This is a genomic window from Robbsia andropogonis, from assembly GCF_000970345.1.
Classification (GTDB): domain Bacteria; phylum Pseudomonadota; class Gammaproteobacteria; order Burkholderiales; family Burkholderiaceae; genus Robbsia; species Robbsia andropogonis.
On record NZ_LAQU01000004.1, the window covers coordinates 156,086 to 168,842 of the forward strand.

At 61.1% G+C, this 12,757-nt stretch carries 10 protein-coding genes and 1 pseudogene; 4 read left to right on the forward strand and 7 right to left on the reverse strand.

The annotated features are described in order from the left end of the window. The first annotated feature begins 261 nt into the window (after window positions 1-261). Window positions 262-507 (forward strand): RebB family R body protein, encoded by a 246-nt coding sequence (locus WM40_RS28620; protein ID WP_236693407.1) that lies wholly within the window; start codon window positions 262-264, stop codon window positions 505-507. A gap of 10 nt (window positions 508-517) precedes the next feature. Next, on the forward strand, window positions 518-847 hold the full coding sequence (locus WM40_RS05860; protein WP_024904995.1) for a RebB family R body protein: 330 nt from the start codon (window positions 518-520) through the stop codon (window positions 845-847). A 350-nt stretch (window positions 848-1,197) separates the two neighbouring features. On the opposite strand, the gene WM40_RS05865 is transcribed toward WM40_RS05860, so the two are convergent. The 4 genes from WM40_RS05865 to WM40_RS05880 form a co-directional block, all read right to left on the reverse strand. Then, window positions 1,198-2,187, reverse strand: coding sequence for an MFS transporter (locus WM40_RS05865; protein ID WP_096335618.1), 990 nt, complete (start codon window positions 2,185-2,187; stop codon window positions 1,198-1,200). Then, complete coding sequence (locus tag WM40_RS05870; protein ID WP_024904994.1) at window positions 2,184-2,486, reverse strand: carbamoyltransferase C-terminal domain-containing protein; 303 nt, start codon at window positions 2,484-2,486, stop codon at window positions 2,184-2,186. Before WM40_RS05870 ends, WM40_RS05865 begins: the two co-directional genes overlap by 4 nt. A gap of 99 nt (window positions 2,487-2,585) precedes the next feature. Further along, window positions 2,586-3,587 carry a prolyl aminopeptidase gene (gene pip / locus WM40_RS05875; protein WP_046152409.1) on the reverse strand — a complete coding sequence of 334 codons (1,002 nt, stop codon included), beginning with the start codon at window positions 3,585-3,587 and terminating at the stop codon, window positions 2,586-2,588. Between the two features lie 247 nt (window positions 3,588-3,834). Continuing rightward, window positions 3,835-5,805 (reverse strand): peptidoglycan D,D-transpeptidase FtsI family protein, encoded by a 1,971-nt coding sequence (locus WM40_RS05880; protein ID WP_024904992.1) that lies wholly within the window; start codon window positions 5,803-5,805, stop codon window positions 3,835-3,837. A gap of 227 nt (window positions 5,806-6,032) precedes the next feature. On the opposite strand from WM40_RS05880, the gene WM40_RS05885 reads away from it, so the two are divergent. Both WM40_RS05885 and WM40_RS28625 read left to right on the forward strand, forming a co-directional pair. Then, the gene (locus tag WM40_RS05885; RefSeq protein ID WP_024904991.1) at window positions 6,033-6,872 is read left to right on the forward strand and encodes an SDR family oxidoreductase; all 840 of its coding nucleotides are present in this window, start codon (window positions 6,033-6,035) and stop codon (window positions 6,870-6,872) included. Next, complete coding sequence (locus WM40_RS28625) at window positions 6,865-9,099, forward strand: glycoside hydrolase family 15 protein (protein WP_024904990.1); 2,235 nt, start codon at window positions 6,865-6,867, stop codon at window positions 9,097-9,099. Before WM40_RS05885 ends, WM40_RS28625 begins: the two co-directional genes overlap by 8 nt. A 12-nt stretch (window positions 9,100-9,111) precedes the next feature. Here the strand turns inward: WM40_RS28625 and hemF are convergent, their stop codons facing one another. The 3 genes and pseudogenes from hemF to WM40_RS31210 form a co-directional block, all read right to left on the reverse strand. Further along, on the reverse strand, window positions 9,112-10,245 hold the full coding sequence (gene hemF, locus WM40_RS05895; RefSeq protein WP_096335617.1) for an oxygen-dependent coproporphyrinogen oxidase: 1,134 nt from the start codon (window positions 10,243-10,245) through the stop codon (window positions 9,112-9,114). A gap of 197 nt (window positions 10,246-10,442) precedes the next feature. Beyond that, window positions 10,443-11,180: a response regulator gene (locus WM40_RS05900; protein ID WP_024904988.1), complete on the reverse strand. Its 738-nt coding sequence runs from the start codon at window positions 11,178-11,180 to the stop codon at window positions 10,443-10,445. Window positions 11,181-11,347: 167 nt separating this feature from the next. Then, window positions 11,348-12,523, reverse strand: a pseudogene (locus WM40_RS31210) (PAS domain-containing sensor histidine kinase); the annotation flags it as partial. Between the last annotated feature and the right edge of the window lie 234 nt (window positions 12,524-12,757).

Sequence of the window (12,757 nt, forward strand, 5' to 3'; positions counted from 1 at the left end):
CGACTTCTGAGCGGAGCAAGCAGCGGCGCAGGGTCAGCCCGATGATGCGCCGACGCCCTTTAGTAACCGCGATTGGGGCAATGCCACTGCAGCTCGTCGGCGTAAGCTAAGACGCGATGACACGTGATAACCCACCAGCATGACAACGCAAGCCCCGATTCTTCACGGGGCGCAATTCATTCAACCGTATAAAGCGACAACCCCTGATGCCTTCGCCAGGGCATACCAGGCAGCCTCGATACATGGTCGATATATCAAACGATGGCGCATTCGACCGGCATCCTCTTCGAGAACGCTGTATCGGCGCAGCAACAACAAGACACCTTGACGCAGGCAGCGTCGAATAGGAGGGTGATGCAGATATATAGTATGGACATGATGGCAGGCGCGGCTGGAACGGAGAAGGTATCGCAGGGAGGATCGCGGACAACCTCACGAGCATGCTTGCTACCTTGCAAGCGTTTTAAAACCGTTAATGCGCCGCGTGCGCTAAACATTCCGCGATAGGAGAAACAAGATGACTTTTCCGACTTCCGTCAATAACCAGATTACCGATGCCGTCACGCAGTCGAATGTAAAGGTCGTGGGTGAGGCCCCGGCCATGGCGCTGGGATCGGTCTACGAGACGATGGCGCACTCCAGCGGTATTCTGTTCCAGAATGCGGTGTCTGCACAGCAACAGCAAAACACGCTGGCCCAGGCGGCCGACAATCAAGGTGTGATGCAAATCTATAGCGAGAACACCATGGCCGGGGCCGCAGCCACCGAGAAAGTCTCCCAGGGTGGCATTGCCGATAACCTGACCAGTCTGCTGACGGTATTACGCAGCCTCCCGCCAGACCAGTAACCGAACGCGGTCGTGACTTGAATGTGAACCGCGCGCTTGGCATTAGATACGGCACTTTTTCGGTATAAAGCCCAGCATATGACCAACGTGCGTTACCACCGGACAGAACGATCATCGATCGCATGAACTGTCGTCTTCCCTTATCTATCGCATCAATCCGACAAGCGCGCCCGAACCAATTGCAAATGTGCCGCTAATAACAAAAAGCGTTGGCAGCGATACGACACTTATTGCACTTGATCCAATCAAAGGTCCAATAACCAATGCAGCAAGCTGTGCACTACGTGCAGTCGCGCTAATCGTACCCAGCGCCTGTGGCGGCGATGCGGTTTGCATCACGACGCCGAACGTCACATCTCGGTGATACCAAAACACGCGCCGTTTGCCAGCCAGATGATAAAGAGCGCCTCTTTCCCTAACGGAGCGCCAGCAAGCGCAGCTGCTCCCGGTAGCAATACCGTCACGCCAAAACCGATCAGGCCGGCCGTGGAAACGCATGTCATGTTCCAGGTAGCCAAGATTCGCCTAAATAACAGTGCTCCAATAATCCCCCCGGCTGCTGTACAGCTGACGATCTCGCCAAATGTCGACGCGGCAAATCCCTGCGCCCGGAGAAATAACGCGAGCATCGGATCGTATAAACCTAGTGTCAACGTTTGAACAAGCGATGCAATAAAGGCGTTTCTGAATTCGCGATGCCGCGCGAGAAAATTCCAAAGATCAAGGACACGAGGTTGCGTGCGTTTTACCGTGTTGTCGTCGGCGGACAGGCCGACATGCGCTAATAGCAACAGGAGCATGACCCCAAATAAAGCGAGCGTTGCGGAGAAAGCAAATCCTAGCAGGGGAACGTGAAGACCGGCGATGACAGCAGCAAGTAATGGTGCCATGATCTTGATACCTTGATCGATAAGCGTCATCCAACGCGCGTTATCCACAAACTGCCCGGGAGTCAGCATCATCCGAATAAGCACCTGCTCTGCCGGCATGGCTCCCAAATTGCTTAGCCCTTTCAATAACACAAAGAAAACAAAAATCCAGGCATTGGGCGCAAGCAGCAAACAAAGCGATGTGATGCTCCTGGCTAAATAGCTGTAGCGCAAAAAGATCAAGGGTGGATGCCTGTCTGCAAGACGTCCGAAGAACGGGCCGAGCAGCAGGCCAGGCAAACCATAAAGTGCGGAGGCAATGCCGATCGTCGTTGCCTCCGCGTGCCAAAAGTAGGTTAACGCTGAAAATATCAACGTGAAATCAACCCGAAGTATGACGGAACTATTGGCGCGAGCGAGGAGCAGGTAACGATATCCTCGCGGCCAGGCGAGCGGTGACGGTTCTTTCATCTGAATTGCTGGAACCGATGCGCATCTCGTACGTATATTTCACCGTCGATCACAAACCCGTCGAGGCCTACCTCCTCAGCATACGCAACGAGATCCGTAGTCCGGTTAATAAACCCTTTCCCGTTGAAATTCAAAGACGTGTTACAGAGTACGCCAACACCCGTTTCTAGTTTGAAGCTTTGGAGTAATTTGTGCAGTTTGCCGTTGTCGACTTGGCTTACTGTTTGCACGCGAGACGATCCGTCCACGTGCGTTATCGCACGTAGTCCTTTATTCCGTACAGTTGTGAAATAAAGCATCCCGCGCCTGTAGGCTTGTATTTCTTTGGAATACACCACTCGCAGTGGCACTATGCGGCAAGCTACGCCAAAGATATTTATTTTGATCGCTGGGTGCTGTCATCTTCCCCCACCGATCGCCCGCCCTAACGCATCGGCCCCGTCGTGCAACGCCGCGGCGATTCCCGGCTCGAACGTCCAATGTCCTGACGCATCGATCATCCGTAATTGCGAAGACGGCCACGCGGCGTGCAGGGCCACCGCCTGATCGGCGGGGCACACCATATCGAAGCGGCCATGCACGATGATGCAGGGGTGATCCTGCAACGCGTGCACGCGTGAAAGAAAATCCGGCGCGGGCAGTTCATGCGCCATGTAATGATGCTCGAGCAATGCCATCGACACCGCACGCTGCTCGGCTTCTCGCGAACTGCCCTCCTCCACGGGCGCGGCCGGTGCTGGCTTCGGCTTCACGCTTCCCACCGACGACAGCTTGGCCTCGAACCCGGACCACGCCTTGGCGAGCGCAACGCCGGCCGCGTCGAAGCGCGATAGCGGCGCCGCGGCATATTCGAGAATCTGGTCGCGATTCCGAGGCCGCCGCCCGTCCGCGCGTTCGATCGCATCGAGGAATCGATCGTGCGCCTCCGGAAACACGCGCCGCACATCCCACAGGAACCAATCGATATCCTCACGCCGCGCCAGGAAGATGCCGCGCAGCAGGAAGCCGGTACACCGCTCGGGATGCGCGATGCCGTAAGCCAACGCCAGCGTCGTACCCCAGGAACCGCCAAACAGCGCCCATCTTTCAATACCCAGCGCGGTCCGCAATGCCTCGATATCACCGACCAGATCGCTCAGTCCGTTGTGTTCGGTCTTGCCGAATGGCGTCGACCGACCACAGCCGCGCTGGTCAAACAACACCACGCGCCATTTCAGCGGGTCGAAAAACTGCGCCCACGACGGATTCAACGCACCACCCGGCCCGCCATGAACGATCAATGCCACAGGTGCATCGGGGCGGCCATGGGCACGCCAATAGATGGCGTGCCCATGACCTACCGGCAATTGACCATCGGCGAAATGGGGGAAGGTGACATCGTCGTTTGCAGCAGTCGTCATGGGCTATCCGGCATCGAGGTATCAACAGGTACCGCAACGATCGCCAAACCCGGCCAAACCAACTCATCGCCAGCGCGTGTCTCCGGCGCGATCGTCATTCACCCGTCAGTCTACCGTTAGCCGCGCATCCGCGCCGGATGCTGGCGTCGCACCAAAAGGCCAGCAAAACCCTGGCCTGCCGGAACGGCAAGCCGCGACCTGGTACACCCACGCGTCACGCGGAGATCGTCCACACAGCGGCGACCTTTTATCCCTCCACCTCGGCCGGCGCCACGGTCACCTCCCTCGGCGGCATCCTGTCCGGCATGACGGCGCCAAGCCTCAGCGCCTCGCTCATGATCTCCGACAGCACGGGCGTGGCGACGGTACCCCCTCCCCGCACCGCGCCCGTCGGGCCATCGATCATCACCGCCACCACATAGCGCGGATCAGTTTCCGGTGCCAGCCCCACCGCGGTGGCCAGATAGGCGTTTTTCGCGTATTGCTTGCCCGCCAGCTTCCGGGTGGTACCCGTCTTGGCCGCAATCGCGTAATGCGGCACGCGCGCACGCTTGGCGGAACCATCACCATCCACGCCTTCTCGCAGCATCCGCCGTACCGCCGCGGTCGTCTTTGGCGACAATCGTCTCTGCGCGGCATCGGCCTGCGCACCACGACCCGCGTCATCCCGCGTCGCCGTCGGCATCGTTTCCGCCATCGTGAGGCTCAAGGGCAATATGCGGCCCTCAGGGCCGAACATCGTGAAGGCGCGCGCAAGTTGCAGCAGTGATACCGAGAAACCATAGCCGTACGAGAAAGCGGCCTTGTCCGTCCCGCTCCAGGCCGACGATGCGCGCAAACGCCCCGAGGACGCGCCGGGAAACGGCAAATCCGGGCGAATGCCGAATCCCGCCGCCTCGAGCCCCTCGTGGACTTGCTCCGCGGTACCACGCGACATCAGCCGGATCATGCCGACATTGCTCGAATATTGCAGGACACCGCCCACGCTCAGCGCATCGCGCGGCATGGTATCACGCACGACAAAACGCCCCACCCGCTCCCAACCGGGCGATACATTGATGACGGTCTCCGGGTTCACCCATCTGCGCTCCAGCGCATTCGCCACGTGGATCGGCTTAACCGTGGAACCCGGTTCGAACTGATCGGTGATCACGCGATTGCGCAACGCATCACCCGTGCGGGCGCGCGGCTTCCCGGGATCGAAAGACGGCCAGTTCGTCATCGCCAACACCTCGCCGGTGCGGGCATCGAGCACCACGGCGCCGCCGCCTGCCGCACCATGCGCATGCACCGCTTGTTCCAGTGCCTCATAACTGGCCTGCTGCAACCGGGCATCCACCGTCAGTTGCAACCGCTCGCCCATCACCGGCTCACGCAATATCGTGTTATCGACAATCTCGCCCAAACGGTTGCGGATCACCGCGCGCGCGCCTGGGCGCGGCTGGAGTTGCTTGTCGAATGCGGCCTCGATGCCTTCCTGGCCCATGCCGTCGATATCGGTAAAGCCGAGCAATTGCGCGCTGGCGATGCCGTCCGGATATACCCGTTGCCACGCTTCCGATGTCCGCACTTCCGGAATCCCCAACGCCCGCACCTTCTCGGCAACGTCCAGCGGCACCAATCTTTTGAGATAAATGAAGTGCCGGTCCACTGCCAGCATCGCCTCCAGCCGATCCGGCGACAGGTCGAGCAGTGCGGCGAGCGCATTCCGCTTGTCGGCCGGCAATGGCCGCGCCAATGCCGACGGCATGGCGTACACGGTCCGTACCGGTTGGCTCATCGCCAGCAACCGGCCATGCCGGTCGACGATGTCACCACGTGCCGCCGGCATCGCCAGCTCGCGCGAGAACCGCTTGCGACCCTCGGCATCGTAGAAAGTCTGATCGATGACTTGCACCCAAAATGCCCGGGCGCCCAAACCGATGAACGCCAAGGTCAAGAGCGCCATCACCACCGCCGAACGCCAGCGCGGCAATCCGCCCGGCACCATTGGCGAACGCATGCCATGGGTCGCCCCTGAGCGGGTTGGCCGCCCGGAACAGGCAGACAAACCGGCCAGCAGCGGTAATACGTCGGCGGCAGCGCGTCCGGATGCGCCAATACGACCATCCACACGACCGTTTTTACCTGCCTTGCCACGCCCTACGCTGTGCTTCATGCCGTTCTCGTTTGCCATATCGTCGCCGCACATACTGCCCATCAGCCAGATAAACACCATCAGCGAACTGCCCAAATTGCATTAAGTCTAGCCCTATCGCGATGCCCCTGTCCGTTACATCGTGCGGCGTCGTGGCACGAATGCTGCATTCCTGTGCATTTCATCGATGGCGCGGGCGCGCCGTGACGGGCCACACGCACCATCAACCGCGCTCGGCAAACGGACGTCCCCCGTGCGGATGGCAGCCGTTTGCCTGACCGTGCCACCTTATTTTCCAGGAGCGACTGATGAATGATCCCAAACCCGTCGGCAAACTTGCCAACCAGGTGGCACTGGTGACCGGTGCCAGTTCCGGCATCGGCGCTGGCGTGGCAACGGCGCTGGCCAAGGAGGGTGCCGCGGTCGCCGTCAATTACCACGCCAATGCCGACAGCGCGCATGAGTTGGTCGACGAAATCCGACGTGCAGGTGGCCGTGCCGTCTCGATAAAGGCCGATGTCGGCCAGCCGGACGATATCGCACGCATGTTCGCGACCGTCCACGATCAGTTGGGGGACGTCGATATCGTCGTTGCCAATTCAGGCATCCAGAAAGACGCGCCATCGATCGATATGACGCTGGAAGACTGGCACAAAGTCATCGAGACAAACCTGACCGGCCAGTTCCTGACCGTCCAGGCCGCGGCGCGAGCCTTTCTGGCACGGCAACGGAAGCAACAGTTTCCCGATGGGCACCCGCCGCACTCGAAGGCGCTGGGCAAGGTGATCTGCATGAGTTCCGTCCATGACGTCATCCCGTGGGCAGGGCACGTGAATTATGCCGCTACCAAAGGCGGGATCAACATGATGATGCGCACGCTTGCACAGGAATTCGCACCGAAGAAAATCCGCATCAACGCCATATCGCCAGGCGCTATCCGTACGCCAATCAACCAGGAGGCATGGGAAACGCCGGAAGCGCTGGAAAAGTTACTGCGTCTGGTGCCGTACAAGCGCATCGGCGAGGCGGAAGACATCGGTAATGCCGCCGTGTTCCTGGCATCGGACGAAAGCGATTATGTCGTTGGCACGACCCTGTACGTTGATGGCGGCATGACCTTGTATCCGGGATTTGAAGACAATGGCTGATACAAACCAGCCGCGAGGCGCATCCACGCAAAAAGGTCCCGCCGCGCGAGACGGCGCCACGGATAACCATTCGGCATCCGATGCGTCATTCGGCACCCCGGATGACACGCCGCGCGGTCCGGCGAACATCACACCGGTAAGCGCCGCCATCGGAGACCATGGCGTGGTCGGCAACATGCGCACGCTTGCCTTGGTCAGCACGGCAGCACATATCGATTTTCTCTGTTATCCGGCATTCGACTCCCCTACGGTGTTCGCGTCACTGCTCGATGCGGAGCGCGGTGGCCATTTCGCCATTGCACCGCGCTTGCAACGGCCGCGCGTGCGTCAGATGTACCTGCCGGAGACGAACGTGCTGTTGACGCGCTTCATGTCCGAAGAAGGCGTTGTCGAGATCGTCGATTTCATGCCGTTGCATACCGGACGCAACGACGGCAATCATGCCCCCGGCACGAGTGTGCCGCAGGAAGGGCACGCCGCGCCGCAATGCACCGAGGCCAATCAGCTGATCCGGATCGTATCCATCATTCGCGGCACGATTGGATTCGACTTGCTTTGCGCACCCCGCTTCAATTATGCCCGCACGCCGCACGAGACCACGCAAGACGCACACGGCGACGTACTGTTCATCCCGTGTTACGACGACGCGCCACCACAGGACGTCGCGGCCGCATCGGACGGCGTGGGCGCCCCCGCGCAAGACCGCATCCGGCAACCACCATTGCGGCTGAGTGCATCGGTGCCGCTGTCGATCGCCAACGGCGACGCCTGCGCGCACTTCGCGCTGAGCGAAGGAACACGCGTGGCATTCGTTTTTGGTGCCGACGACGACGGCCTCGGGCAAGGTGCAACGGGCGACATTGCCCGTGCGATTCATAGCCCGGAAGCGGATATCAATGCGTCACTGGCAATGCCCTCACCATCGCGCGCCCCAGCCTGCGGCAAGGCATCGTCACACGAGGAAGGCGAAGGACGCCGGTCGCCTGCGAACGACGAAAAGGGCATGATGTCCCCCGGACGGCAAACACTGGCGGCGATCGTGCCGTGCCTGCATGCGACGATTGCCGGATGGCGCGCCTGGAGTGATCGCGCAACCTACCGCGGCCGCTACCGTGAAATGGTGACGCGCTCGGCGTTGCTGTTGAAATTACTAAGCTCGCGCGACCACGGCGCCATCATCGCTGCCGGGACCTTCGGCCTGCCCGAGACAACCGAAGGCCATCGGCGATGGGACTATCGATACACCTGGATTCGTGACGCGGCATTTTCCATTTATGCGCTGATCCGGCTGGGCCACGCGGACGAGGCGGATGCCTTTGTGCGCTGGATGAACCGGCGCGTGGATCATCCGGATTTCGATGGCCGTCTCAAGGTGGTCTATGGCCTGGCCGGCGATTGTCCGTCGGAGGAAGTGGCACTGGCATCGCTTGCCGATGGGCACGCTCAGCAGCCACCGCTTATCGGCAACGCCGCGGCCGACCAATTGCAGCTGGATATCTATGGCGCGTTGATGGACGCGCTTTACCTGGACAATAAGTACGGTACGCCCATCTCCCACGACGGGTGGCGTAATGTGACGAAGATGATCGAGTATGTCGTCGAACATTGGCGTGAACCGGATGCCGGCATTTGGGAGTTCCGCCCCGGCAACCAACCCCTGCTGCATTCGCGGCTGATGTGCTGGGTGGCCGTTGACCGTGCGCTGCGGCTGGCGGCCAAGCGTTCATTGCCGGCGCCGGTCGAGCGCTGGACCGCCGTCCGCGGCGACATCTACGACGATATCTTCACCCACTTCTGGAATCCGGATCTGAAAGCGTTCGTCCAATCCCGAGGCGGTAACCGACTGGATGCCGCGGCATTGATGATGCCGCTCGTCAAATTCATTTCGCCAAAGGACCCCCGCTGGCTCAGCACACTGGATGCGATCGGACGCGAACTGGTCGTGGACCCGCTGGTCTATCGTTATCCGCCAGACGGCGGCGATGGCCTGGACGGCAGCGAAGGTAGCTTCCTCGCCTGCAGTTTCTGGTATGCGGAAGCGCTGGCGCGGGCCGGACGCGTGGATGAGGGACGACTGATTTTTGAGAAAACGCTCGGCTATGCGAATCACCTCGGTTTGTATTCCGAGGAGCTATCGGCCGCCGGTGAACCGTTGGGCAACTTCCCGCAATGTCTGCCGCATCTCGCGCTGATCAGCGCGGCGTATGAGCTGGACCGGAATCTCTAGGCGGTGTGATCTTCAGCACGACGTGGACAGTCCCTCCCCTGTCAACCAATCGCGCGGCTGAAGGTATCGGGTGGTAAAAAGCGCTTCCACGGAGCCCGGCTCGGGCGCCCAGTCGTACCGCCAAATCGGATTCGGGGGCATCGACATCAATATTGCATCCGTGCGCCCGCCGCCTTTCAGGCCGAAAATGGTGCCGCGATCCTGCAGCAGGTTGAATTCAACATACCGTCCGCGCCGGTAGGCCTGGAAGTCGCGTTCGCGCTCGCCATAGAGACGATCGCGTCGCTTCTCGATGATCGGCAGATAGGCGCTCAGGAAAGCATCGCCCACCGCGCGCAGCAGCGCAAAGCTGCCCTCGAAACCAAAATCAGCGAAGTCGTCGAAGAAGATGCCGCCCACACCGCGCGGCTCATTGCGATGCGGCAGATGGAAATACGCATCACACCATAGCTTGAATGCCGGATAAAGCTCCGCGCCGAACGGCGCCAACGCGTCGGCACAGGTTTGGTGAAAGTGCCGGATGTCGTCATCGAAACCATAGAACGGGGTCAGGTCCATCCCGCCACCGAACCAGAAAGTCGGTGCTTTGCTACTCCCCGCCTCCGGCTGCACGATGAACATCCGCACGTTCATATGCGTGGTAGGGCAGTAAGGATTGCGTGGGTGCAGCACCAGTGAAACGCCCAGCGCCTCGAAAGGCCTGCCCGCCAGGTGGCGACGACCGGCGCTGGCGGATTCCGGCAATGCCGCCCCACGTACCTGTGAGAAATTGCAGCCGCCCCGCTCGAAGAAACCCCCTTCCTCGATCACCCGGGTAATGCCATCCCCCTCCAGCACGTCACCTGCCGGTCGCGTCCAGGCATCCTCGCGGAACGGCTGGCCATCGGCTTGCGTCAAGGCATCGACGATACGGGTCTGCAGTTGCAAGAGGTAGGCACGGACAGCGGCGACGTCGGGCGAGAGTATGGCGCTGGTCAGCGACGCGTCCGGTATCGACGTGTCCGCCGGGGACACGTCGGCCGCGAGCCAATTGGGTCCCGACGAGACGCGGGCGCCACGCGACGGCAGCACCACGGCGGGCTGGACCCGCCGTGATTGCAAGGCCGCGGTGCGGCGAACGGAGGACGAAGCGGACGGCACGGACATGATCGGACGCGCCGCAAAACGGCGCCTCGCCAAAGGACATGACTGTCAGTCTAGCGGGAGGGTGCAACAGCGATGTTGATATGGGTCAAGATAGACGCGGATCCCGCATCGCGTGGCGCGAATCGACGGCTCATGGGTCCGGCAAGAAGCATCCGGCCCCCGATAGGCCCGCATGCTCGTGGTTTTCCACCGTCTCCTCAATCGCCCAGATCGTCGAAGAGCCCGTGCTTCACGGCATAGCGGATCAAGGCCGCATCGGTCGTCATCGCCATTTTTTCAAGAATGCGCGCTTTGTATGTGCTGACGGTTTTCGGGCTGACGTGTAATGCCGCCGCAATCTCATTAATGCTCTGGCCCGCGACAAACCGTCGATACACGTCCAGCTCCCTGTCCGACAGCGTGTCCTGTGGCGGCGGCCCGTCAGCATCGTTCGCGCCGCGCGTCAGCGCCACCGCCATGTTTTCCGCCATCGCCATGCTCACATACGGATGTCCACCGGCAACACGCGATACCGCATTGACCAATTCCGTCGATGCGCTTTCCTTCGTCAGATAGCCATTCGCTCCGGCCTTAAAAGCCCGCAACGCGTACTGGCGTTCCGCATGCATCGTCAATACCAGGATCTTCAACGCCGGCCGCATCGCGCGGATCTTTGGAATCAAATCCAGTCCGTTCCCGCCAGGCATCGACAGGTCCAGCAACAAGACCTGTGCAAAGGCCTGGTTGACCATGGCCAGCGTGCTTTCCGCATCCGCCGCCTCGCCCGCTATCTCGAAGCACCGCGCTTTCCGCAGGATATGACCCAGCCCCTCACGGACCAAGGCATGGTCATCGGCGATCAGCACACGAATAACCACGGGATCAGTGCCGATTGCATCAAATGTGCCTTTGTTATCCGGGGCACCGATACCATCGGCCAATGTCCCGCCGTTCATCGCGTCTCCTCGCGGGCAATGGCCGCAGATGGCACCGTCACGCAGATCACAAACCCATTATCGAACATCACCGCGGTGTCCCATGCCGCCTTTGGCCATGGTTCATGGACGCCTTTGTCGTCCATCTCCCACACCCTTTGCCTCACTTCGGCAGGGCTGCCGTAACGCAAGACGCCGCCCATCAACGTGGCGCGCTCACGCATGCCGATCAAGCCGAACGATCCGCGCGCATGCGGCCCCCCGGCCGACGACGCATGGGGCGGCGTATTCGATCCGCCCACCCCCACGCCATTGTCCGCGACCCATATGCGATAACACGGCTGGAGCGGTGCGTCGGGGGACGGCGCGGCGGTCGTCCGTTGCAGCGTCACGATGGCGCGCGTCGCGTTGGCATGTCGTGCGATATTGGTCAGCGATTCCTGCACGATCCGGAAGATCGCCGTGGTGGCATTATCGGTAATGGGCCAGTCGTCCGCATCGTCGGCAGAGGCCTCGCTTCCTTCGACGGCGAGGCCCTCTCCCGATGCTCCCGAACGAACCGTCACGACGATGCCATGCCGCCGGCGCCACTCACTGGCAAGCCAGTCGATGGCGGCCACCAACCCCAAGTCATCGAGCATCACCGGGCGTAAATCGGCGGCAATTCGACGGACGGCCTGCACCGTATCGTCGATCAGGCGCTTCATTTCCGACGTGCGACCTCGCCATCGGTGCAACGCAGTCTCGGAACGCGACGCTTCTTCGTCCAGATCCGCCTCCAACAACGACAGATCGACTTTCAACGCCGTGAGACGTTGTCCGAGATCGTCATGCAGCTCGCGCGCGATACGCGACTGCTCATCTTCTCGCGCCGCTTGAATACTGGCGGACAGGTGGCGCAATTCATTGCGTGATGCTTGTAGTTCGGCCCTTGCCTGCAAACGCGCGGTGATATCGCGCAACAGCACCGTGTACACACGGCGCCCGGTATCGCCGGAACCGTCACCGTCGCCGTGTTCTTCGCCACCGCGCCTGCTCGCGTCCCCATCCTGGCTACCCGGCCCGGCGCATTCGACGAATTGGGAAATCGATGCCTCGATGGGAAACTCGGTGCCATCGGCACGCAGGCCGAACAACGGCCTGCGCTTGCCCATTTGCCGTTCGCTAATGCCCGTCACGCCGAACTGCCGCACCTGCTGTGCATGCGCATGCCGGTACCGTTGCGGAATGAAGCGCTCCAACGAGGTGCCTATCGCGTCCTGTGCGGTACAGCCAAACAACTTTTCCGCGGTCGGATTGAAAATCAGGATCGTTTGCGCCTCGTCGATCGTGATGATGGCCTCGGATGCCGAGCGGATGATGCCTTCGAATTGGCGCTGCATATCGCCCGCGTTGGCAAAGGGCGGGAGCGGCAACGCGGCATGCGGCGTGCACGCCGACGGCACATCGAAAGACGACGATGCGACGGCGGGGCGTGACGAATTCGCGGCGGAAACGGGATCGGACATGACGATGAGCCAGAATGTTCCTTGATGCAGGTCAATCGACAGAGGGCACCGGCGCGGTATGGTCCTGGGCACGACCCCTTCCGTTTGCCT